Annotated in this window: 19 protein-coding genes, 1 pseudogene and 1 riboswitch; of the genes and pseudogenes, 13 read left to right on the top strand and 7 right to left on the bottom strand. The window is 71.7% G+C overall.

Translation table 11 applies throughout. The features are described from left to right. The first annotated feature begins 158 nt into the window (after positions 1-158). Positions 159-1262 (top strand): lanthionine synthetase LanC family protein, encoded by a 1104-nt coding sequence (locus ACIBM5_RS09945; protein ID WP_396006329.1) that lies wholly within the window; start codon positions 159-161, stop codon positions 1260-1262. 76 nt (positions 1263-1338) lie between these two features. Here ACIBM5_RS09945 and ACIBM5_RS09950 read toward each other — a convergent pair whose 3' ends face one another. From ACIBM5_RS09950 to ACIBM5_RS09965, 4 genes are all read right to left on the bottom strand, one after another. After that, positions 1339-1650 (bottom strand): NIPSNAP family protein, encoded by a 312-nt coding sequence (locus ACIBM5_RS09950; RefSeq protein WP_396006330.1) that lies wholly within the window; start codon positions 1648-1650, stop codon positions 1339-1341. Between the two features lie 91 nt (positions 1651-1741). After that, positions 1742-3385 carry a GMC oxidoreductase gene (locus ACIBM5_RS09955; RefSeq protein WP_396006331.1) on the bottom strand — a complete coding sequence of 548 codons (1644 nt, stop codon included), beginning with the start codon at positions 3383-3385 and terminating at the stop codon, positions 1742-1744. A gap of 318 nt (positions 3386-3703) precedes the next feature. Continuing rightward, positions 3704-4219: a GNAT family N-acetyltransferase gene (locus ACIBM5_RS09960; protein ID WP_396006332.1), complete on the bottom strand. Its 516-nt coding sequence runs from the start codon at positions 4217-4219 to the stop codon at positions 3704-3706. Between the two features lie 263 nt (positions 4220-4482). Further along, positions 4483-4992, bottom strand: coding sequence for a GNAT family N-acetyltransferase (locus ACIBM5_RS09965; RefSeq protein WP_396006333.1), 510 nt, complete (start codon positions 4990-4992; stop codon positions 4483-4485). A 457-nt stretch (positions 4993-5449) separates the two neighbouring features. On the opposite strand from ACIBM5_RS09965, the pseudogene ACIBM5_RS09970 reads away from it, so the two are divergent. Both ACIBM5_RS09970 and ACIBM5_RS09975 read left to right on the top strand, forming a co-directional pair. After that, positions 5450-6678, top strand: a pseudogene (locus ACIBM5_RS09970) (GTP-binding protein); the annotation flags it as partial. Between the two features lie 12 nt (positions 6679-6690). Continuing rightward, a complete protein-coding gene (locus ACIBM5_RS09975; RefSeq protein WP_396006385.1) occupies positions 6691-7440 on the top strand; it encodes a hypothetical protein in 750 nt (249 codons plus the stop codon). Positions 7441-7542: 102 nt separating this feature from the next. Here the strand turns inward: ACIBM5_RS09975 and ACIBM5_RS09980 are convergent, their stop codons facing one another. Then, positions 7543-8559: a LacI family transcriptional regulator gene (locus ACIBM5_RS09980; protein ID WP_396006335.1), complete on the bottom strand. Its 1017-nt coding sequence runs from the start codon at positions 8557-8559 to the stop codon at positions 7543-7545. Between the two features lie 224 nt (positions 8560-8783). Here ACIBM5_RS09980 and ACIBM5_RS09985 point away from each other — a divergent pair, with 224 nt between their 5' ends. The 8 genes from ACIBM5_RS09985 (at position 8784) to ACIBM5_RS10020 (ending at position 19085) form a co-directional block, all read left to right on the top strand. Continuing rightward, a complete protein-coding gene (locus ACIBM5_RS09985; protein WP_396006336.1) occupies positions 8784-10559 on the top strand; it encodes a glycoside hydrolase family 13 protein in 1776 nt (591 codons plus the stop codon). Next, complete coding sequence (locus tag ACIBM5_RS09990) at positions 10556-12028, top strand: alpha/beta hydrolase (RefSeq protein WP_396006337.1); 1473 nt, start codon at positions 10556-10558, stop codon at positions 12026-12028. The genes ACIBM5_RS09985 and ACIBM5_RS09990 overlap by 4 nt, the downstream gene beginning before the upstream one ends. After that, on the top strand, positions 12025-13290 hold the full coding sequence (locus ACIBM5_RS09995) for an extracellular solute-binding protein (protein ID WP_396006338.1): 1266 nt from the start codon (positions 12025-12027) through the stop codon (positions 13288-13290). The genes ACIBM5_RS09990 and ACIBM5_RS09995 overlap by 4 nt, the downstream gene beginning before the upstream one ends. Before the next feature lie 23 nt (positions 13291-13313). Then, positions 13314-14939: an ABC transporter permease subunit gene (locus ACIBM5_RS10000; protein WP_396006340.1), complete on the top strand. Its 1626-nt coding sequence runs from the start codon at positions 13314-13316 to the stop codon at positions 14937-14939. Continuing rightward, complete coding sequence (locus ACIBM5_RS10005) at positions 14936-15787, top strand: sugar ABC transporter permease (RefSeq protein ID WP_396006341.1); 852 nt, start codon at positions 14936-14938, stop codon at positions 15785-15787. The genes ACIBM5_RS10000 and ACIBM5_RS10005 overlap by 4 nt, the downstream gene beginning before the upstream one ends. A 102-nt stretch (positions 15788-15889) precedes the next feature. Continuing rightward, positions 15890-17497: a glycoside hydrolase family 13 protein gene (locus ACIBM5_RS10010; RefSeq protein WP_396006342.1), complete on the top strand. Its 1608-nt coding sequence runs from the start codon at positions 15890-15892 to the stop codon at positions 17495-17497. 323 nt (positions 17498-17820) lie between these two features. Next, entirely contained in the window at positions 17821-18669 is an 849-nt protein-coding gene (locus ACIBM5_RS10015) for an SMP-30/gluconolactonase/LRE family protein (RefSeq protein WP_396006343.1), read from the top strand. Positions 18670-18761: 92 nt separating this feature from the next. Next, complete coding sequence (locus ACIBM5_RS10020) at positions 18762-19085, top strand: putative quinol monooxygenase (RefSeq protein ID WP_396006344.1); 324 nt, start codon at positions 18762-18764, stop codon at positions 19083-19085. A 165-nt stretch (positions 19086-19250) separates the two neighbouring features. Here the strand turns inward: ACIBM5_RS10020 and ACIBM5_RS10025 are convergent, their stop codons facing one another. Both ACIBM5_RS10025 and ACIBM5_RS10030 read right to left on the bottom strand, forming a co-directional pair. Further along, a complete protein-coding gene (locus ACIBM5_RS10025; protein ID WP_396006345.1) occupies positions 19251-19565 on the bottom strand; it encodes a DMT family transporter in 315 nt (104 codons plus the stop codon). A 14-nt stretch (positions 19566-19579) separates the two neighbouring features. Further along, a riboswitch (guanidine-III (ykkC-III) riboswitch) is annotated at positions 19580-19642 on the bottom strand. A 168-nt stretch (positions 19643-19810) separates the two neighbouring features. Then, a complete protein-coding gene (locus tag ACIBM5_RS10030) occupies positions 19811-20800 on the bottom strand; it encodes a DUF5937 family protein (RefSeq protein WP_396006386.1) in 990 nt (329 codons plus the stop codon). Positions 20801-20870: 70 nt separating this feature from the next. On the opposite strand from ACIBM5_RS10030, the gene ACIBM5_RS10035 reads away from it, so the two are divergent. Both ACIBM5_RS10035 and ACIBM5_RS10040 read left to right on the top strand, forming a co-directional pair. Beyond that, the gene (locus ACIBM5_RS10035; RefSeq protein WP_396006346.1) at positions 20871-21797 is read left to right on the top strand and encodes an oxidoreductase; all 927 of its coding nucleotides are present in this window, start codon (positions 20871-20873) and stop codon (positions 21795-21797) included. After that, positions 21794-22402, top strand: a complete 609-nt coding sequence (locus tag ACIBM5_RS10040; RefSeq protein WP_396006347.1) for a hypothetical protein — start codon at positions 21794-21796, stop codon at positions 22400-22402. Before ACIBM5_RS10035 ends, ACIBM5_RS10040 begins: the two co-directional genes overlap by 4 nt. Position 22403: the final 1 nt, after the last annotated feature.

A 22403-nucleotide genomic window follows, 5' to 3' on the forward strand; every position in this document is an offset into this window, starting at 1 on the left:
GCCGCCGGTTGGGGTCACCACCCCTCCCCCCCCCCCACGGAGCGGCCGGCGGGGGGGGCCCCCCCCCCCGCGGGCCCCGCGGGGGGGGGGGGGGGGGGGGGGGCCCCCCCCCCCCCCACGGAACGTCCGGTGGTCCCCGGACATCGACGGAGCTCTCCGTGGTGAAGTCACGTGCCGGGTCCGACGTGTGGACGCCGGCGGTGTCGGGGCCGATCGCGGTTGCCGCGCTGGAGCGGGTCGCGCTGCTGGCCGGGCGGCCGGCGGCCACGCCGCGACGGGTGCGGCACGACCTGGGCGGCGGGGGTGCCGGGTTGGCCGTGGTGTGCCGACAGTTGGATCGGTGGCGGCCCGGTCGGGGGTGGGACGCGACGGCCGAGAGCTGGTTGGCGGCGGCGGACGCGGGCGCCGACCGGCCGCAGGTCACCGCGTCCGGTCTGTTCGGCGGCCTGGGCGGCCCGGTGTTCGCCGCCTGGGTGCTCGGACACGAGCGGCCGACGGCCGCGGCGGCGGCCGGAGGATCCGGCATCGAGCCGCGCGGCGGGCGCGAACTCGACCTGATCTCCGGCCTCACCGGGACCTGTACGAACCTGCTGGGTCGCGCCGCCGAGCCCGCCGCCGGGGCGGCGCTGCGCGCGGGGCTCGCCGTGTTGTGCCGGTCCGCCGAGCCGGGGGAGTGGCCGGAACCGGGTCTTGCGCACGGCATCGCCGGTCCGCTGGCCCTGCTGTCGCTGGCCCATGCGGCGGACGTGCGGGTGAGCGGGCAGCGCGCCGCGATCGAGCGCATGGCCGGCCTGCTCGGTGAGTACCGGCTGGACGACGCGTGGGGGCCCGACTGGTCGGCCGGCAGCGCCGACGCCCGATCCGTTCACGGCTCCTGGTGTGCGGGTGCGCCCGGCATCGCGCGGGCGTTGTGGTTGGCCGGGAACGCCCTGGACGACGCCGCGATGCGCACACTGGCGGTCGACGCGCTGGCGGCCGTGTTGGCCCGGCCGGCCCGGCAGCGGTCGGTCGACCGGGCGCCGGGCCTTTGTCACGGACTCGCCGGGCTGCTCCAGATCACCGTGCGCTTCGCGCACGACACGGGCGACGCGACGCTGCGGGCCGCGGCCACGCGGCTGACCGCGGAACTGCTCGTGCGCCACCCGACGCCCACAGACGCGGGCCCGGGCCTGCTGGAGGGCGCCGGCGGGGTGATCCTCGCGTTGCTCGCCGCCACCACGGCGACGCCGCCACTGTGGGACCGGGCCCTGCTCCTCGCATAGGGCGTGTCCCCGATTCCCCGCCGGGCACCACGACGCGGGACCGACGACATGCTCCGGGGACCGGTGCCCGGTGGGTTCAGGAACCGTTGTCGAGGGGGCGGAGGAAGCGGCGTTCGTAGCGCTTGATGCAGCCGGTGTCGCGGGCCAGTCGGATGGCCGCCTGGCAGTCGGGGTCGGTGGCGCTGTCGGTGCGGTACTGCTCGTACGTGGCGAAACTCGGGAAGGAGAAGAGCGCGTAGGCGATGTCGCTGTCGCCCTCGCTGGGCAGGAAGTAGCCGTGGTGCGTGCCGCCGAAGCGGTTGACCAAGCCCACCCAGCGGCGACCGTACTCCTCGAAGTCGGCCAGCTTGTCGGCGTCGATCTCGTACTTGAGATGAATGGTGATCACGCCCACATGATGCAGTGTCGCGACTCGCGCCGCGAGCACGGCCCGGGGGTCGCCGACCCGGTGCGGGGTCGGCGACCCGATCGGGACGGTGTCACAGGTCGGTCGCGATGATCTTCTCGATGTTGCGTTCGGCGAGGGCGGTGATGGTGACGAAGGGGTTGACGCTGGTGTTTCCCGGGATCAGTGCGCCGTCGATCACGTACAGGCCGGAATAGCCGTGCAGGCGACCGTAGTTGTCGGTGGCCTTGGTCAACACCGCACCACCGAGCGGGTGGTATGTGAGGTGGTCGCCCCAGATCTTGTACGCGCCGAAGAGGTCGGTCCGATAGATCGTCCCCTCCTTCGCGTTGATCTTGTCGAAGATGGTCTTGGCCATGTCGATCGATGGCTGCTTCCAGGCGGCCTGCCAGTTCAGTTCGACCTTGCCGGTCGCGGCGTTCCAGGAGAACCGGGCCCGGTTGGGGTTCTTGGTGATCGACAGGTAGAACGAGGCGTAGGTCTCGATGCCGGTGGGCAGCGGGGCGACCTCGGCGAACGCGCCGCCGGCGTTCCAGTTGTCGATGCCGCCGGTGGGAATGGACGCCTGGAGGGAACCGGTGGGATCCCACAGGTGGTTGGCGCGCCCGCACATCACGTTGCCGTTGTCCCCCCAGCCCTGGCCGATCTCGGCATTGAGGTTGGGCAGCGCGCCGGTGGCCTTGAGCCGGACCAGCAGTTTGCTGGTGCCGACGCTGCCGGCGGCGAAGAAGACCTTGTCGGCGGTGACGGTCTTGGTGAGCGTGGTGGCGCCGGTGGTGTCGATCTGGTCGATCGTCACGGTGTAGCCGCCGCCGGCCGCGGGGGAGACCGACGTGACCTTGTGCAGCGCGGAGATGGTGACCCGACCGGTCTCCTTGATGCGGGCGAGGTAGGTCTTCTGCAGCGACTTCTTGCCGTAGTTGTTGCCGTAGAGGATCTCGCCGGCCAGCGCGGACTTGGGGACGGCGCCGGCGGCCTCCTGCTTCATGTAGTCCCAGTCGTACACGGTGGGTACGAAGACGAACGGGAAACCGGCGCGCTGGGCATGCTTGCGGCCGACTCGGGCGTATTGGTAGCAGGCGGTGCTCTCGAACCAGGCCGGATCGATGGTGGCCGCCCCGAGCCCGGCGTTGGCGCGTGGGTAGTAGGTGTTGTACATCTCGTCGGCGTTGACCGAGGGGAGGATGGCGCCGAAGTTCTCCCGCTTGGGCGTGACCGCCATGCCGCCGTTGACCAGCGAGCCGCCGCCGACGCCTCGGCCCTGGTAGACGGTGATGCCGGCGAACTCCTCGGCGTCCAGGATGCCGGTGTACTTGGGGATGTCCCGGTCGATCGGGAAACCGAGGAAATTGCTCAGCGGCTGCTTGGTCTTGGTGCGAAGCCAGAAGGAACGGGCGTCGGGGGAGGTGGTGTTGGCGAAGATCTTGCCGTCCGGGCCGGGGGTGTCCCAGGACATGCCCATCTCGATCATGTGTACGTCGACGCCGGCCTGGGCCAGTCGCAGTGCGGCGACGGAGCCGCCGTAGCCGGTGCCGATCACCAGGGCCGGCACGTGTGCCCCGGCGGGAATCGAGGCGGCCGAGGGAGCCGCCGTCGGCTGGGCTGCCGAGGCGCGGCCGGCCACCGCCGCGGCGCCCAGGATGGAACCTGTTCCTGCAATGAAAGTGCGGCGCGAGAAACCCTTGAAACCGTTACGGTCCATGGCGGAATCGCTCATGTGACGTTCCTCACTCTGGGACGGAGTGAGAACAAGTTCTAGGCGTGAACGGGTGACAAGTCACGGCATACTCGCGAGTAACTTGCTATTGGGGTGCGGGAGTTGCTCGCGGATCGCGGAGCGTCGGTGTGCGGTCACGGAAACGACCCCGAAACATCCGACTCGTTGTCCGGAAGCGGGGTCGGAGGGGTCCAGTCGGGACTCGCGCTCGACCGCTCGCGGGACGCGGATCCGGGTGGCGCCGGGCGCGGGGGACGCTCGGGTTCGTTCGTTCGTTCGTCCCCCGCGCGGGCGCGCTGCGATACGGCCGCCGATCGGCTACGACTGCCGGGGGTTCGGTCGCCACTCCAGCAACCGGCCGGGCCAGGGCGGCTGTCCAGGGCGCTCCACGAAAAAGGTCGCGGCGGGAGTGAAGCCCAATGCTTCGTACTGCCGGACGAGGGCGCCGTCGCCGCCGGCATAGCAGTCCACCCGGACCAGGCCGGCGTCCCGGACGGCCGCCTCGCGGCGCACGTCCCGGATCAGCGCGGCGCCGACCCCCGCTCCGGCGAAGCGGCGGTCGGTGACCAGCAGGTTGACGAACCACTCGGGTTCGTCGACCGCGGGGACATAGGCGGAGGGCGTGTTCGAGGCGACGCAGACGCCGGCGGGCTCGCCGTCGATCTCGGCCAGCCGAACGTGCCCGTTGCGCAGGACCGTCTCCACGTGGTCCACGGCCTCGGGGCGGGTGGACCACGGTTCGGTGCCCCATTGGCCCTCGCGGCCGTCGGCGACCAGCCAGGCCACCGCGCGATCGAGCATGCCCAGGACGATCGGCAGGACGGTGGTGTCCACGGTGCGTATGTGTATGTGACGTGATGTGCGGATGTCGTGTTCCCCGGTGATACCGGACCTCCTGCTCCTCGACCCGGTCGCCGGACGCGGCCGACCGGGCACGACGGTGCGCCGCGCGGATGCCCGACGCCCGAGGATCGTCGCAGGCCGGGCCGGTTCCGGCGAGTGTCACCGGCCGCGGAAGCCGGTGCGATCGTGCGTGCGGGTTCGGCGCGGGTGCGCCGGTGCCCGGAGGTGGCCCCGCGGTACGAGTGCGGGCGGGGTCAGGAAGGTGACGGTTCGCCCGGCTCCGCACGCAGGTGCCGGACGAAGCTCAGGCCGGGGCGGCCGTTGAGGTCGAGTTCGCCGGTGGAGCCGAATCCGGTTCGAGCCAGGACGGTTCGTGAGCCGATGTTGTCGAGCGTGGTGATGGCGCGCAGGGTGGCCAGGCCGTATTCCGTGCGGGCGAGCGTGCAGACCTCGCGGACCGCGCGCGTGGCCAGTCCGCGGCCGGCGGCCCGTTCGGCGATCCGGTAGCCGAGTTCGGCCGCACCGTTCGCCACGTCGATCAGGTTGACCCGACCCAGGATTTCGCCGTCCGTGTCGACCAGGACGTGGAAGTGGTGCAGCCCCGCGGCCTGTTCGGCGAGCAGTTCGTGGTGGCGTTCGGTGAAGTGCGCGAAGTAGTGGTCGCCCCGGTCGGAGATCGACGCGGCGAAGTAGGCCCGGTTTCGCTGCTCGAAATCGAGCAGGGCCGGGGCATGGTCGAGGCGCAGGCGCTGAAGCCGGGTCATGGCCCCATGGTGGCATGCGATTTGTGCGAAGGCGCAGGTGGGACCGTAGTTGCAACGCGAGCTGGAACGCGAACTGCAACGCGAGCCGCAGCGGAGTGTGGAACGCGAGAGGGTACGGGGAAAGGCACGCGGGAAGGTACGGGGGCGGCAGCGGCGGACGGTGCGGGAGACGCGGCGCGGGCCGGAGCGCGCGACGCAGCGGCGGGTGGAACGGGAGCCGGCTTTCGGTACGCCGCGCGAGGTCCGCGTGGCCCCGCGTGGTGTGCGCGTCGGCGTCGGGTGGGTCGCCTCGCCGACTCGGGGGCGGGAACCCGGGCGTCCGCGGGGCGCGATGTTAGGGTCGGTGCGCATTGCATTGGACGAATCGACCTGGAGAGGAACCGGATCATGCCCCGAAAGACCAGCGGTCCCAACGGAGTTCGTCCCATCAATGCAGCCGCGGGAGCCACTGGCCGTCATGAACCATTCGAACATCGGGATCGTCGCGCATGTTGACGCCGGCAAGACCAGTCTGACCGAGCGTCTGCTGTTCGACGCGGGTGTGATCACCCGCATCGGCAGCGTCGACGCGGGCAGTACGCAGACCGACTCGCTCGAACTCGAACGCAGGCGTGGCATCACCATCCAGTCCGCCGTGGTGGCGTTTCGGATCGGCGATCTCCGGGTCAACGTGATCGACACGCCGGGCACTCCGACTTCGTCTCCGAGGTCGAGCGGGCGTTGCGAGTGCTCGACGGCGCCGTGCTCGTGGTCTCCGCGGTCGAGGGTGTCCAGGCCCGAACGCGCGTACTGATCCGTTCACTTGCCCGTCTGCGCATTCCCGTTCTGGTATTCGTCAACAAGATCGACCGCCGCGGCGCGCGCCATGACGACGTGCTCGAAGCGATCGCCGCCGAACTGGGCCCGAACTGCGTCGCGATGGGCTCGGTCGACGACATCGGCACCCCCGGCGCGCGTTTCACGCCGTTCACCGGCACCGACGCGCGGTTCACCGCCCGACTCGCGGAGGCCTTCGCCGACCACGCCGACGCGTTCGTGGATTCCTATCTCGACGACCGGATCACCCTCACCGAGGCCGACTACCGGCGCGAGTTGACGCGTCACGTCGAACACGCCTGGGCCTACCCGGTGTTCTTCGGCTCCGCGATCACCGGCGAAGGCGTCGACCACCTGGTCCGCGGCATCGCCGAACTGCTGCCCCGAGTGGGCGCGGAGGCGGCCGAGGAGTCGTTGCGCGCGGTGGTGCTCAAGATCGAGCGCGGTCGCGCGGGGGAGAAGATCGCGTACGTCCGCATCCGGAGCGGCACCCTTCGCCCGCGTGCGGAGGTCACCCTCCACCGCCGCGACCACGCGGGCGCGGTGGTCGAGCTGACCGGGCGAACCTCCGCGATCCAGGTGTTCGACGAGGGCACCCGGCTGCGGGACGCGGACGCGACCGCGGGCACCATCGCCAAGGTACGGGGCCTGGCGCAGGCGCGGGTGGGCGACCAACTCGGATCCGCCGACGGGCTGCCCACCCGGGGCCTGTTCGCCCCGCCCACCCTGGAGTCGCAGGTGACGCCGGAGAGCCCCGGGCGGCGGCCCGCGCTCTACGCCGCACTGCAACGCATCGCCGAGCAGGATCCGATGATCGACGTGCGCGGGGACGAGGAGACCGGGGCGATCTCGGTGCGCCTGTACGGCGAGGTGCAGAAGGAGGTGATCGGCGCGACGCTGGCCGACACGTTCGGCCTCCGGGTCGCCTTCGAGGAATCCCGTCCGCTGTACTTCGAGAAGCCGGTCGGGGTGGGCGAGGCCGTGCGGGAGATCGCCGGCGACGGGGTGAACTTCTTCTGGGCGACCGTGGGCCTGCGGATCGAACCCGCGGCGCCCGGGGCCGGGATCGTCTTTCGGCTGGGAGTGCGGCTCGGCGGGTTGCCGCTCGCCTTCCACCGGGCGATCGAGGAAGCCGTGCACGGCACACTGCGCCAGGGCGTGCACGGCTGGGAGGTGCTGGACTGTGCGGTGACGCTCACCCGGACCGGCTACGCGAGCCCGATCAGCGCGGCGGGCGACTTCCGCAGCGTGACGCCCCTGGTGGTGGGCGAGGCGCTCAAGCAGGCCGGGACCCGGGTGTTCGAGCCGATCCACCGCTTCGAACTGGAGGCACCCGCGGCGAGCGCGGGCGCGGTCGTCGCACTGCTGACGGGTGCGCGGGCCATCCCCGAGGAGCAGTCCACGCGGGGGGACCGATGCCTGGTGCGGGGCACGATCCCGGCGGCCGAGGTGCACGGGGTCACCCGGCGGCTGCCGGAGGCGACCCGCGGCGAGGGGGTCCTGGTCAGCGAGTTCGACGGCCACCGGCCCTTCACCGGACACCCGATCCCGACCCGGCCGCACACGGGCCCCGATCCGTACGACCACGACCGCTACCTGCTCCACACACTGGGCCGGGTCCCCGGCGCGTGAGGTGAGGGTCGGCATCGGGCGGCGGTGGGGGAGCAGCCGCCGCCCGGTGCCCCGGTCGGTAGGAGCCCGAAGCGTGATCGGGCCCGTACCGGCGGCCCCGGCTCAGAAGTGTTCGGGGCGTGGGGCGGCCGTGGAGGCCCGGGCGATCAGGCGGGGTGCGAAGCGGTGGTCGACATGTGGGGTGTGGTAGCCCTGGAGTCGTTGCCATATCGCCGTCGCGATCGCGGTGGACATCTGTTCGATGGGCTGTTGCACGGTGGTCAGCGGCGGGTCGCTGTGCGCCGCGAGATAGGAGTCGTCGTAGCCGACCACCGAGACGTCGTCCGGCACCCGACGGCCGGCCTCGCGCGCGGCCGAGACCACGCCGAGCGCCATCAGGTCGCTGCCGGTGACTATCGCGGTCGCCCCCGCGTCCAGGAGCCGGCGTGCCGCGGCCTGGCCGCCGGTGATCGAGTAGGTGGACTCGACGTACAACGCGTCGTCGCAGCCGCCGAACGTGGCCGTCATCGCCGCCCGGTAGCCGGCCAGTCGATGCCGGGACGGGCGATAGAACTCCTCGCCGCCCGCCAGCGCGATCCTGGTGTGCCCGAGGCTGTGCAGATGGGCGACCGCCATCGCGGCCCCGGCCGCCTCGTCGGTGGTGACGGTGGACACCGGCAGGCCCGGTACGTCGCCGTTGACCAGGACCATCGCCACGTGCTTGCGGTGCAGGTGCCAGTAGAAGCCGTGGTCGGCCTCGGGGTTGGCATGGCGCCCGGAGACCAGGACGAGTCCCTCGATGCCACGCCGTAACAGGGTCTCGATGTAGTCCAGCTCGGTGGGCCCGTGTTTCGTCGAGCTGCCGATCAGGGCGGTCACGCCGTACTGGCTCAGCCGCGCCTCGATCGCGCCGGCGAGCAGCGCGAAGGCCGGGTTCTCCAACTCCGGGACGATGATGCCCACGAACGGCCGGTCGATCGGCGCGGGTGCGACCATGCCCTGCTCGCGGATGGCGTCCAAGACCCGGGTGCGGGTGTGTTCGGCGACCCCGGGTTTGTCGTTGAGCACCCGGCTCACGGTTGCCGCGCTCACCCCGATCCGGTCGGCGATCCTGCGGACCGAAGGTCGCTCCAGCGTCACTCGACAGTCACCTCTCCCTGTGTCCCGAGCCTCTCCCGAAGCCCTCGGCGGCGCGGCCCAGGCTATCGAAACGTGTTTCGCCGTTGCAACAAATCTTTGAAACATGTTGCAGAGTGTTGCAGAGCCTCACGGATTGCTTTTACGCTCCTCGGCATTCGACCTGATGAATGGCACGTTTCGGAGTCGCAAACACCATGCACCCACCGGAAACACTCTGTAACACAATGGCACATCACGACGGTTCGCCGGGATACGTGAGCAACCCGTCGCCGGAACCCGGCGAGCAGGTCGAGCTCTTCGTCCGCTCCCGCAACGCGGCCGGCACCAAACGCGTGCACGTGCGCACCAAGCTGGACGGCGAACCGGTGTTCACCGAGGCGACGGTGGATCGGGTGGTCGGTGACGAGACCTGGTGGCGAGTCGGCGTCGAGGTCGGCAGCACCGAGTTCGGCTACCGCTTCCTCCTGGACACCCCCGACGGCAACCGCTGGCTCACCGGCGCCGGCATCGCCGCGCGCGACGTGCCCGACACCGGCGACTTCACGCTCACCACCCACCCCGCGCCACCCGCATGGGCGGCCGACGCGGTGGTCTACCAGATCTTCCCGGACCGCTTCGCCCGCTCCGCTCGGCAGAGCGACGCGGCCATGCCGGACTGGGCCCGCCCCGCCGCGTGGGACGAACCGGTCGGCTGGGGCACCTCCGGCGCACTGCAACAGATGTACGGCGGCGACCTGTGGGGAGTCCTGGACCGGCTCGACCACATCCAGGCCCTCGGCGCCGACGTCCTCTACCTCACGCCGTTCTTCCCGGCCCGCTCCAACCACCGCTACGACGCGATCACCTTCGACCGGGTGGATCCGATGCTCGGCGGCGACGAGGCGCTGCGTGCGCTGACCGCCGAGGCACACCGACGCGGAATGCGGGTGATCGGCGACCTGACGCTCAATCACTCCGGGGACGGACACGAGTGGTTCCGCCGCGGACAGGCCGAACCGGACTCCGTCGAGGCGGGCTTCTATCACTTCGACCCCCGGGACCGCGCCCGCTACGCCTCGTTCTGCGGGGTGGACACGCTGCCCAAGTTCGACCACACCTCGGGCGAGCTGCGGGCCCGGCTGTACGAGGGGCCCGACTCGGTGGTCGCCCGCTATCCGCGCGACTTCGGCCTGGACGGCTGGCGGATCGACGTCGCACAGTCCGCCGGCCGCTACGGCACCCAGGACCGCAACGCCGAGGTGGCCCGCGCCACCCGGGCCACGCTGGCCGCCGCCGCGCCGGACACGCTGCTGCTCGCCGAGCACCAGCACGACGCCTCCGCCGCGCTGCGCGGCGACGGCTGGCAGGGCACGATGGCCTACTCCGGCTTCACCCGCCCGGTCTGGGGTTGGCTCGCCGACGCACCTCTCACCGAGTTCTGGGGCGTGCCCGGCCCGATCCCCGCCTACGGCGGCACCGATCTGGTCGCCGTCATGCGCGACTTCGCCGCACTGCTGCCGTGGCGCTCGTACACCCACAACCTGACCCTGCTCGACTCGCACGACACCCAGCGGTTCCGCTCGATGGCCGGCCGCGACCACCAACACCTGGGCGCGGCACTGATGTTCACCCTGCCCGGGCTGCCGATGGTGTTCGCCGGAGACGAGGTCGGCGTGGAGGGCGTGCACCTGGAGGACGGCCGGCGGCCCTTCCCGTGGGACTCCTCCCGCTGGGACCGGGACACCCACCGCACCTATCGCGACCTGATCGCGCTGCGCCGCGAGCATCGTGCGCTGCGCGCGGGCGGCCTGCGCTGGCTGCACTGCGCGGCGGACACCGTGTTGTACGAGCGGTGGTTGCCGGAGGAGACACTGCTGATCCAGGTCAATCGGGCCGGGCACAGCCCGATCGCGGCGCCGGTGGCGGCGCGGAGTCTGACCGGCGGCCCCGACCTGCGCCCGGGCGAACCGCTGCCCGGCGACGGACCCGCCTTCCACGTCTGGCGGGTGGAGCGGCCGTGACCCGACCCACCCCCGCCGGCTCGCCCGCAGCCCCCACCGAGACGGGAGACCACCCGAGCATGCCCGCGACCGCGGCCGGCACCGGCGTGATCGAGACGCTGACCGACGTGCGCTCGACGCACCTGGACAACACCCGCGACGTACACGTGTACCTCCCGGCCGGCTACGACCCGCTCGCCGGGCCCTACCCGGTGGTGTGGCTGCACGACGGACAACACGTGTTCGCCCGCACCGGCCTGGAACCCAGCTGGCGGGTCGAGGAGACGCTGGACCGGCTGATCGCCGCCGGCCTGCTGCCGCCGCTGGTGGCGGTGGCCGTGGACAACGGCCGCGACTCGCGCGGCGCCGAGTACAGCCACCACGTGCCCTACCCGCGCGACCCGCGCGCAGTGGCCCGCGGCGAGCTGTACGAGCGCTTCCTGATCGAGGAGTTGCGCCCGCTGATCGCGGCCCGCTACGCGGTCACCCAGGACCCGGCCGCGACCGCCGTGCTCGGCTCCTCGATGGGCGGCCTGGTCAGCTACCACCTGGCGTTCCGTCGCCCGGACGTGTTCGGCCTGGCCGGGGTGCTCTCGCCGTTCCTGGTCTTCGTCGACCCGGTCACCCTCGACGAGACACCGGTCCACCGGCGGCAGAACGCCCGCGGGCCGGCCCGGATCTGGGCCGACATCGGCGGCATGGAGGGCCTGATCACCGTCCGGCACACCCGCGACCTGGTCGACCACCTGATCACCGACCTCGGCTACGCGCCGGACCGAGAGGTGCGTTTTCACGAGGATCCGCAGGCTCCGCACCACGAGAGTGCGTGGGCCCAGCGGGTCGGCAGTGCGCTATTGCACCTGTTCGGCGACGCCGACTCGCCGCTGACGCAACTGCGGCTGCCCGAGCGGGTCGTACTCGCCACCGGGCAGGCGGAGGCGAGCGTGGCGCCGGTGGGCGTGCGCGCCGACGGCTGTGTGTACTCGGTGCTCGGCGCGGCGTCGTCCTGGACGCCGGCCGACGCGCTGCGTGCGCTCGGCCCGGCTCGGGTGGCGCCGGTACGCCCCGGCGTGGTCGAACTGACCGCGACCGCCGAGGGGCACACCGCCCACGGCACGATCGAGGTGGTCGAGGGCGGCGCGGACGCGCTCCTGGAGGTCACCCTGACCACCGCGGCCGACCTGCCTCCCGAGGAGACCGTGTACTACTCCGGCCTGGTCACCATGCGCGTGGCCGCCGGTACCTACCACGGCAGTTGGCGGCTGCCGCGCGGCGTCGGACTCAACGGCGCGGTCGGGCGCGGCTGGCGCTGCGACGGCCTGGACGAGGAGGGCACCCCGATCCGCGACCCGTTCCACCACGACGGCGACCGGCACATCCGGCTGCACGTGCCGGCCTGGAGCGACCCGAACGCCGAGCCGGCGCCGGACATCGAAACGCGGCCGGCCGGCGACGCCGACGCGAGCACCCCCGAGGAGGAAACCCAGTGAGAGCACGCCTGTTGCTTCCGGCCGTGCTCGCCGCGACGCTGCTCGCCACCGCATGCGGTGGTGGCGGGGGCAGCGGCGACGGCGACAACAACACCGCTCCCGCTGCGTCCGGCCCGGCCGCGGCCACCGGATCGCTCACCGTGTGGGCCGACGACGCCCGGGCCAAGCCGCTCCAGGAGATCGCCGCCGCGTTCACCCGGGACAAGGGCGTCAAGGTCAAGGTCGTGCAGAAGGGACTGGGCGAGATCCGCGACGACTTCGTGTCCCAGGCCCCCACCGGTCAGGGCCCCGACGTCGTGGTCGGCCCGCACGACTGGCTCGGCAAGCTCGTGCACAACGGCGTCCTGGCGCCGCTGGAACCGGGCGACCGCGCAGCGGCGTTCTCCCCCGTCGCGCTGGAGGCGATGCGCTACGAGGGCCGCACCTACGGGCTGCCCTACGCGGTGGACAGCATCGCGCTGCTGCGCAACACCGAACTGGCGCCGCAGGCCCCCGCCTCGTTCGAGGAACTGCTCGCCACCGGGCGGCGTCTGGTCGACGAGGGCAAGGCCAAGCTGCCGGTCGCGGTGCCGGTCGATCCCAAGAACGGATCGCCCTACCACCTCTACCCGTTGCAGACCTCGTTCGACTGCCGGGTGTTCGGCACCAAGCCGGACGGCGCCTACGACCCGGCCAACCTCGAACTGGACAGCCCCGGTTGCCTTCGCTTCGCATCCTGGCTGCGCGGGCTGGGCAAGGACGGGGTGATCTCCACCTCGCTCACCGCCGACATCGCCGCCGACGCGTTCCTCAAGGGCCAGACCCCCTTCCTGCTCGCCGGCCCATGGGACGCGGCCACCTTCAAGGCCGCGCACGTCCCGTTCGCGGTGGACCCGGTGCCCGGCGCGGGCACCGCGCCGGCCCGGCCGTTCGTCGGCGTCCAGGGCTTCTTCGTCGGAGCCAAGTCGGCCAACCCGATCCTGGCCCAGGACTTCGTGCTGAACTACCTGTCCACCGCGCAGGCCCAGCGCGCGCTGTACGACACCGGCGGCCGGGTCCCGGCCACCACCGCTGTGCTCGACCAGGTGAAGAACGACCCGGTCGTGGCCGGCTTCGCCCGCGCCGCCCAGACCGGCGTGCCCACGCCCAACCTGCCCGCCATGGACAGCGTCTGGGCCGACTGGGGCCTCACCCAACTGGCCATCGTCCAGGGCCGCGGCGACCCGGCGGAGCTGACCACCGCGATGGCCGGCCGCATCCGCGCCAAGATCGCCGCCGGCTGACGCGGAGCGGACGAGGAGACACCGTGACCCAGACCCTGCCCACCCAGCCGCCGCACAGCCCACCGGGCCGGCGGCCCCCGGCCTCATCGGATGAGCGCCGGCCGACCCCGGCGCGCCGCCGCGGACTCGGCGGCCTCGCCGTCCGGATCGTCCTGCTCGCCGTCGTCGACGCCCTCGCGGTCTACGGGCTGCTCGCCCTGGCCGCGGACCGCGCGTGGTGGATGTTCGGCGCCCTGCTCGTGGGCACGGTCGCGGTGAACGTCGTCTACGCCACCAAGCGGCACGTACCGGCCAAGTACCTCGCTCCCGGCATCGCGCTGCTGCTCGTCTATCAGGTGTACGTGGTGCTGTACACCGGCGTCGCCGCGTTCACCAACTACGGTGACGGACACAACAGCGACAAATCCGACGCGGTCGCGGCGATCCTCGCGCACAGCGAGGCCCGTGTCCCCGACTCGCCGGTGCAGCCCGCCTCGGTCGTCGTGCGCGGCGACCGGGTCGGCCTGCTGGTGACCCGACCCGACCGCAGCGTGCACCTGGGCTGGGCGGGCCATCCGCTGGAGCCGGTCGAGCAACCCGTCCGCGACGCGGCCGGCCGCGCGGTCGCCGCGCCCGGCTGGGATGCGCTGACGTACAGCGGGATCGCCGGCCGGCAGAAGGAGATCAGCGAATTGCGGGTGCCGGTGACGGACGACCCGAACAGCGGCAGCCTGCGCACCGCCGACGGGATCAGCGCCGCCGCCTACCGGTCCACGCTCGTCTACGACCGCGGCGCGGACACGATCACCGACCGGGCCACCCACGTCGTCTACCGGCCCACCTCGGAGGGCGTGTTCGCGGCGCCGGACGGCACCCGGCTCAGTCCGGGCTGGAAGGTCTTCGTCGGCCTGGACAACTTCCAACGCATCCTGACCGACGAGGACATTCGCGGTCCGTTCCTGGGCGTGCTGGTGTGGACCTTCGTCTTCGCCGGCATCTCGGTCGCGCTGCCGTTCGCCATCGGCCTGGTACTGGCGACCGTGCTGAACGGCAAACGCCTGCGCGGGCACCGGATCTACCGCTCGCTGATCATGCTGCCCTACGCCTTCCCGGCCTTCCTGGCCGCACTGGTGTGGCAGGGCATGCTCAACACCGACTACGGCTACGTCAACGTCTCGCTGCTGGACGGCGCGCACATCCCGTGGCTCACCGACCCGTGGTTGGCCCGGCTGAGCGTGCTCGCGGTCAATGTCTGGATCGGTTTCCCGTACATGTTCCTGATCTGTACCGGCGCGCTCCAGGCGATCCCGACCGAGGTCACCGAGGCGGCCCGGATCGACGGGGCCGGGCGACGGCAGGTGTTGCGACACATCAAGCTGCCGCTGCTGCTCACCGCCGTCACCCCGATGCTGATCGCGACCTTCGCCTTCAACTTCAACAACTTCAACGTCATCTACATGCTCACCGGCGGCGGGCCCAAGGACCCCGACGCCCCGATCGAGGTCGGCTCCACCGACCTGCTGATCTCGCTCGTGTACAAGCTCGCCTTCGGCGGCAGCAACCGCCAGTACGGCATGGCCTGCGCCGTCTCGATCCTGATCTTCGTGGTGGTCGCCGCGATCTCCGTCATCGGCCTGCGTCGCAGCCGCGCGTTCGAGGAGCAGACATGATTCGCTGGTTCGTCCGGATCGGATGGCGGCACGTGGTCGGCGTCCTCGCGGTGCTGGTCGCGGTCTTCCCGCTGGTATTCGTACTGTCCGCGTCGTTGAACCCCAGCGGCACCCTGACCGGCTCCAACGAGCTGTTCGCGGACACCACCGGGGCGCACTACCGGGAGCTGTTCGACGACCCGCTGCATCCCTTCGGCAAGTGGTTCGTCAACTCGATGGCGGTCGGCCTGGCCACCGCGATCGGGTCGGTGTTCCTGGGCGCATGCGCCGGCTACGCGTTCTCCCGCTTCCGCTTCCGGGGTCGAAAGGCCGGGTTGACCACGCTGCTGCTGGTCCAGATGTTCCCGCAACTGCTCGCATACGTGGCGCTGTTCCTGCTGCTGTCCACGTTCGACGACGTCTTTCCGGCGATCGGCCTGGGTAGCCGGCTGGGCCTGGTGATGATCTACCTCGGCGGCGCGCTGGGGGTGAACACCTACCTGATGAAGGGGTTCTTCGACACCGTGCCGCGCGACTTGGACGAGGCCGCCCGGATCGACGGCGCATCCCACGCGCAGGTGTTCTTCCGGATCGTGCTGCCCCTGGTGGCGCCGGTGTTGGCCGTGGTGGCGCTGCTGTCCTTCGTCGCGACGCTCAACGACTTCGTGATCGCGAGTCTGGTGCTGAACGACCCGGACAAGCAGACCCTGGCGGTGGGGCTCTACCACTTCATCTCGTACGGAGTGGGCCGGAACTGGGGCGTGTTCGCCGCCGGGGTGTTGATCGCCGCGCTCCCGGTGCTGGTGCTGTTCCAGTTCCTCCAGCGGTTCATCGTGGGCGGGCTGACGGCGGGGGCCGTGAAGAGCTGACGTCCTGCCCGCGCCCGGCCGCCCGCGGCGAGGTGTGCCGCCTCCGACCCCCGGCCCGGTGTCCTCGTGTCCATTGCCCATTCCAGTGAAAGATGCTCATCGATGACCGTCACCACCACAAACTCCCGTACGACCACCGGTTGGTGGCGCGATGCGGTGATCTATCAGGTGTACGTGCGCAGTTTCGCCGACGGCAACGGCGACGGCGTCGGCGACCTGCCCGGGGTCCGCAGCCGGTTGCGCTATCTGAGCGCGCTGGGTGTGGACGCGGTGTGGCTCACCCCGTTCTACGCCTCCCCGCAGGCCGATCACGGCTACGACGTGGCCGACTACCGGGCCGTGGACCCGCTGTTCGGGACGTTGCAGGACGCCGACGCGCTGGTGCGCGACGCGCACGCGCACGGCCTGCGGGTGATCGTCGACGTGGTGCCCAACCACACGTCCGAGGCGCATGCCTGGTTCGTGGAGGCGCTCGCGGCCGGTCCCGGCTCGGCCGCCCGGGAGCGCTACCACTTCCGGGCCGGCCGCGGCGAGCATGGTGAACTCCCGCCCAACGACTGGGAGTCGGTATTCGGCGGGCGGGCCTGGACGCGGCTGCCGGACGGCGACTGGTATCTGCACCTGTTCGCCCCCGAGCAGCCGGACCTGAACTGGGAACATCCCCAGGTCCGGGCCGAGTTCGAGGACATCCTGCGCTTCTGGCTGGACCTGGGCGTGGACGGGTTCCGGGTGGACGTGGCGCACGGCCTGATCAAGGCCCCCGGCCTGCCGGACATCGGCACCGGTGCGGGCATCGAATTGCTCGGGAGCGCCGAACTCCCGTTCTTCGACCAGGAGGGTGTGCACGAGATCTACCGCTCCTGGCGGCGGATCCTCGACTCGTACCCCGGCGCCCGGATAGCCGTCGCGGAGGCCTGGACGCCCGGCCCCGAGCGCACCGCACGCTACGTGCGCCCGGACGAGCTGCATCAGGCCTTCAACTTCCACTATCTGGGCACCGATTGGGCCCCCGATGCGCTGCGCGAGGTGATCGATGCCTCGCTGGCCGGCGCGGTGGCGGTCTGCGCGCCCGCGACGTGGGTGTTGTCCAACCACGACGTGCAGCGGCACGTGACGCGCTACGGCGGCGGCCCGATCGGCCTGCGACGGGCCCGGGCCGCCGCGCTCCTGACGCTGGCGCTGCCCGGCTCGGTGTACGTGTACCAGGGCGAGGAACTGGGCCTGCCGGAGGTGCTCGACCTGCCCGACGACGTGCTCCAGGACCCGCGCTGGGTGCGGTCCGGGCACACCGAACGGGGCCGGGACGGGTGCCGCGTGCCGCTGCCGTGGTCGGGCGAGCGGGCCCCGTACGGATTCGGTGTGCCGGGTGGCGCGGCCCCCTGGTTGCCGCAGCCACGCGAGTGGCGCGAGCTGAGCGTCGAGGCGCAGTGGGACGACCCGGCGTCGACGTTGTCGCTGTACCGCTCCGCGCTGGCGATCCGGCGCACGCACCCGGAGTCGGGTGACGGCGCCGGGCTGCGCTGGCTCGACGCGCCCGCGGGCACGCTGGTCTTCGGCCGCGGCCGATCGCTGGTCTGCGCGGTGAACCCGGGCCCGGAGCCGGTGCCGTTGCCGGAGTACGGCACGGTGCTGCTGGCCAGTGCGGAACTGCCGGGGGGCGGCGTACTGCCCGCGGACACGGCCGTCTGGTACGCGGTGGACGGCGACTGAGGCCGGTCCCGGCCGGACGGCCCCGGACTACCCGCCGGGCAGTACCGAGTACATCTTCGCCAAGCGCCCGGGCTGAACACCGCCCGGGCCCGCCGTGCCCCGATCCGGCGCCGTGCCTCGTGTGCGTGGCGTGGGTCGGGGTCCTCGGCGGTCGGCTTCGTGCGCTGCTCCACGGGCGTGTTCGCCGGGCCGGGCGTGGCTCCGAGAGGTGCGGGACCCGGCGGCGATGAGTTTTCGGGTGCGCTCGGGTCTACCCCTGAGGCGAAGGATCCGCCGTCGTCGGCGGCGGTGGGCGCCTCGGGGTCGACGAAGGGTCGTGGCTCATGTCCGAGTGGACCGTCCTGCGGGAGGACATCGTCTTCGGCGAGTCGGTGCGGTGGCATCGGGATCGGGTGTGGTTCTGCGACTGGGGTGCCCGGGAGATCGTCGCGGTCGGGCCCGACGGCGTCGGGGAGGTCGTGGTGGGGGTGCCGTTTCCGTCGATGCCGATGTGCATCGACTGGCTGCCGGACGGGCGCCTGCTGATCGTCTCGTCCGCCGAGGCACGGGTGGTGAGCCTGGAAGCGGACGGATCGTTGGCCACCCACGCGGATCTGCGCGGGCTCGGGACCGGCTTCAACGAGATCGTGGTGCACGGGCGCGGCCACGCGTACGTCAACGCGATCGGGTTCGACATGGCGGCGGGCGAGCCGTTCCGGCTTGGGTTCGTCGCGCTGATCGGTGCGGACGGCTCGGCCCGCCGAGTGGCCGGGGACGTCGTCTTCCCCAACGGCATGGCGGTGACGGCGGACGGTTCGACGCTGATCGTCGCCGAGTCGTACGGCAACCGGCTCACCGCATTCGACATCGCACCCGACGGCGGGCTGTCGGGGCGCCGGGTGTGGGCGGACCTCGGCGACGGGGTTCCGGACGGAATCTGCGTCGATGCCGAGGGCGCCGTCTGGTACGCGGACGTGCCGAACAAGTGTTGTGTGCGGGTGCGCGAGGGCGGCGAAGTGCTGAGCAGGGTCGAGTCGGACCGGGGCTGCTTCTCCTGTGCGCTCGGCGGCGCCGACGGCGGGACGTTGTTCGTCGCCGCCACCGAATGGCGTGGCATGGACGACCCGACGGGCGGCCCGCGCACCGGTCGACTCGTCGCGGTGCCGGTGTCGGTGCCGGCGGCCGGCCGGTGAGTGCGGGCGGGTCGGCCCGGTGGGGCGGACGCGACCGTCGGGATCGGTCCTGTGCGCCCCTCCGGGCAGGTGTGATGACCTAGAGTTACCCAATGATTTTCATCGTGGTGAAGTTTCCGGTGAAGCCCGAACACGCCGACGACTGGCCCGAGCACGCCGCGGCGTTCACCGAGGCCACCCGGGGTGAACCGGGCAACCTGTGGTTCGAGTGGTCGCGCAGCCTGGAGGACCCGAACACCTACGTGCTGGTCGAGGCGTTCCGGGACGACGCGGCGGCGGCACACGTGAACTCCGACCACTTCAAGGCGGCCCTGGAGCGGTTCCGTCCACTGGTCCGGCACACGCCCGAGATCGTGAGCACGGTGATCCCGGACGCGAACGGGTGGAGTGCGATGGGCGAACTGCAGATCGACTGACCGAACCGAACCGAACCGGATCGGACCGGGTTGGGCCGGGGCGGGCCGGATCGCGTCGGCCCGCCGGGTCGGCGGCCGACCGTCGCCGTGGCGCGAGGCCCGACCGCCTGCCCGGCGGCGCCGCGGACCGGCGCAGGACCGGGTGCCGGGCGCGCCCGCGGGCGCCTAGTGCAGGATCTTCAGGCCGACCACGCTGCCGACGATGCCGGCCAGCAGGAGCAGCTTGACGACGGAGAATGCCTCGCCGTCGAAGAGCATCGCGTAGGTGACGGTCAACACGGCACCGATGCCCACCCACACCGCGTAGCCGGTGCCGACCGGCAGGGTGCGCAGTGCGTACGCCAGGCCCGCCATGCTCGCGGTCAAGCCGACGCCGAAGACGATGGTCGGCACGATTTTGCTGAATCCGGCGGACTTGCCGAGCGCCGTCGCCCAGACGGCTTCCAGAACACCGGAGATGAGCAGGACGATCCAGGCCATGACAGGCACGCCCCCTGACACCGTCTTGTCTCAACCGGGTACGGCGTGCCTCGTCCGGGAGCCTGTTCGGGCTCCGTGAACCACTCTCGCACGCCCCTCTCGGCGCACAAAATTCGGCCGTCGTCCACCCTCCGGGCGGTCGATTCCGGTGGTGTGGATCACCGCGTGTCCGCCGCCCGCGCGGCGACCCGGTCCAAACCGATCACCCACGGTCGCCGCCGGGTGCCGGTGAGGTGCCCGCGCGATCAGCGGGGCGCCGAGGTGAGGAAGGATTCGGCGATCGAGGTGCGGGCGTACAGGACCGTGCGGCCCGCCCGGTGGGCGGTGACCAGACCCGCGTCGCGCAGGGCGGTCAATTGCTGGGAGACCCCGGCCGGGGAGAGGCCGGTCCGGTGGGCCAACTCGGTGGTCGAGGCCGGGGTGTGCAGTTCGGTCAGCAGCAGCGTTCGGGAACGGCCCAGGACGGCGGCCAGAGCGTCGGTCCCGGTGACCGGGCGTGGTGTCCACAACGCGCCGATGCCCCGGGCCGGATAGGCCAGTTGCGGTGGCTCCGGCGGGTTGACCCGAGTGAACGGATCCGGTCCGGTGAACACCGACGGGATCAGCAGCAGCCCCGCGCCCGCCGTCCGCCGGGACAGGGTCCGTTCGCGGCGGGCCAGCCGCAACGCGTCGTCGTGCCAACTGATCGACGGGTGCAGCTCGTCGAGGACTCGACCCGCGCCGCGCTCGGCGACCTGTCGGGCCCGGTGGAAGACATCGGCGTCGAGCACCTCCCGGATCCGCGCCCAGTACGGCGCGAGCGCCAACTGCCAATAGACCTCGATCTCCTCCGCGACCCGCACCAGCCGGGCGCGAGGGTCGGCGTACAGCGCCTCGGACCTGGGGCCGAGACCACCCCGCTCGTGTCGCAGCCGGTCCAGATCACGGCGCACCGCGGCGACCGGGGCGGCCACGATCCCGGCCAACTCCGCCGCCAGGGTGGGGGCCGGCCCCGGGGGTGTCGGGTTGAGGAAGTCGGGGACGTAGCCCGACGGCGGGATCAGTTCGGCGAGCCGGCCCCGGTCCAGCCCGGCGGCCGTCAGCCGCGGGCGGACCTGCTCGATCCAGGGCCGGTGCACCGCATGCGCGACGCCGGAGCTCAGCAGCCGAAAGCTCGGGCCGACCTCCCACATCGGCGAGACGGCGAACCGCATCCGGGCCAGATCGCCCGCCGAGAAGGCCAGTTCCGCCGGCAATGCCACTCCCGAGGATTCGCACATATCTGAATCGATGGCCATCAGCCTAGTTCGCCGCGACCATGCGGACATGACTTCACAGACGATCACCGCAGCGGCGTCGGGTACTTGGACGCTCGGCGACCTGACGGTCAACCGGATCGGCTTCGGGGCGATGCGCCTGCCCCAGGTGGGCAAGGCATTCGCGGTCGATGCGGTGCCCGGCGATCGGGGCCGGGCGATCGAGGTGCTGCGCCGCGCGGTCGACCTCGGGGTGAACCACATCGATACCGCCGCCTTCTACTTCTCCCCGCTGCGTTCCGCCAACGAACTGATCAACCGGGCGCTCGCGCCCTACCCGGACGACCTGGTGATCGCCACCAAGGTCGGCCCGTGCCGCGACGCGGCGGGCCACTGGGCACCGCACGCGCTCACGCCCGGCCAACTGCGCGGCCAGGTCGAGGAGAACCTGCGCCAGCTCGGCCGCGACCACCTCGACGTGGTGAACCTGCGGATCCTGGGCACCGACTCGATCGCCGAGCGCTTCGGCGCACTGGCCGAACTGCGCGAAGCCGGCCTGATTCGGCACCTGGGCGTCTCCAACATCCACCCGGAGCAACTCGCCGAGGCGCGGGCCATCGCACCGGTGGTCTGCGTACAGAACCAGTACGGCCTCGGGATCCGGGCCGATCAGGACGAGTTCGTCCGGGACTGCGGCGAACAGGGCATCGCGTTCGTGCCGTTCTACGCGATCGCCGGGACCGGACGGGAGAGGGGAAACGTCGGCGCCGAGGCGCCGGAGGTTCTCGAAGTGGCGCGCGCCCACGACGCGAGCGCGGTGCAGGTGCGGCTGGCCTGGACCCTGCATCAGGGGCCGCACGTGCTCGCCATCCCGGGCACCGGCAATCCCGACCACCTGGTCTCCAACGTGGCCGCCGGTGCGCTGCGTCTGACCGCGGCCGACCTGGCGACCCTGGACGACCTGCATCGGCGCTCCCCGCTACCGTCGTCGGCATGAATTCCGACCCCGCCAAGCACCTCGACCCGCTGCCCGGACGGGTCGGCCACGTGGCCGGCATCGAGTCGCTCGTCCTCGACGGACACCGCTACTTCTTCGGCTTCGACGGCCGGAGCGACATGGTCGTCTCGCCGCTGATCGACGACCCGGACACGATGGCCGCGTTCGCGAGCGAGCACATCCGGCAGACCGACGGACGGCACGAACCCGACTACTGGGCGGACCTGGTGGCGTGGGCGGTGCACGGCTCGGACCTGGTGGCAAAGGACGCGGACCGGGAGTTCGACACGGCCCGCCTGCGTGCCGAACTACCGCTGCCCGGCAGCCATGTGCTGTACCTGCTCGACGCGGTCGCCGGGTGGGACGAGTCGTTGTCGAAGCCCGCGGAGGTGGAACAGGCGTACACGCGACTGGGGTTCGACGAGGAGGACCAGGTCGAGGCCCTGGACCACGCCTTGGAGGTGGTCCGGGCGCACGGTGCGCCGGCGCGGCCGGACGAGTGGACGGTGGTCCGGTTCCATCTCGGCTCCGCGGTGCGGCGCGTGCCGGGCAACTGGACGCTGCTGTTCGACCCGGTGGGGGAGTGCGTCGCCGCCCACGGCTGAG

The sequence above is a fragment of the Embleya sp. NPDC050493 genome (assembly GCF_044458105.1).
In the GTDB taxonomy this organism is placed as follows: domain Bacteria; phylum Actinomycetota; class Actinomycetes; order Streptomycetales; family Streptomycetaceae; genus Embleya.

What these genes read in the sequence shown, in the direction of transcription:
- ACIBM5_RS09955 (WP_396006331.1), bottom strand. Translation starts at nt 3,385, where the DNA reads ATGAGCGATTCCGCCATGGACCGTAACGGTTTCAAGGGTTTCTCGCGC.
- ACIBM5_RS09965 (WP_396006333.1), bottom strand. Translation starts at nt 4,992, where the DNA reads ATGACCCGGCTTCAGCGCCTGCGCCTCGACCATGCCCCGGCCCTGCTC.
- ACIBM5_RS09985 (WP_396006336.1), top strand. Translation starts at nt 8,784, where the DNA reads ATGGCACATCACGACGGTTCGCCGGGATACGTGAGCAACCCGTCGCCG.
- ACIBM5_RS10005 (WP_396006341.1), top strand. Translation starts at nt 14,936, where the DNA reads ATGATTCGCTGGTTCGTCCGGATCGGATGGCGGCACGTGGTCGGCGTC.
- ACIBM5_RS10010 (WP_396006342.1), top strand. Translation starts at nt 15,890, where the DNA reads ATGACCGTCACCACCACAAACTCCCGTACGACCACCGGTTGGTGGCGC.
- ACIBM5_RS10015 (WP_396006343.1), top strand. Translation starts at nt 17,821, where the DNA reads ATGTCCGAGTGGACCGTCCTGCGGGAGGACATCGTCTTCGGCGAGTCG.
- ACIBM5_RS10020 (WP_396006344.1), top strand. Translation starts at nt 18,762, where the DNA reads ATGATTTTCATCGTGGTGAAGTTTCCGGTGAAGCCCGAACACGCCGAC.
- ACIBM5_RS10025 (WP_396006345.1), bottom strand. Translation starts at nt 19,565, where the DNA reads ATGGCCTGGATCGTCCTGCTCATCTCCGGTGTTCTGGAAGCCGTCTGG.
- ACIBM5_RS10035 (WP_396006346.1), top strand. Translation starts at nt 20,871, where the DNA reads ATGACTTCACAGACGATCACCGCAGCGGCGTCGGGTACTTGGACGCTC.
- ACIBM5_RS10040 (WP_396006347.1), top strand. Translation starts at nt 21,794, where the DNA reads ATGAATTCCGACCCCGCCAAGCACCTCGACCCGCTGCCCGGACGGGTC.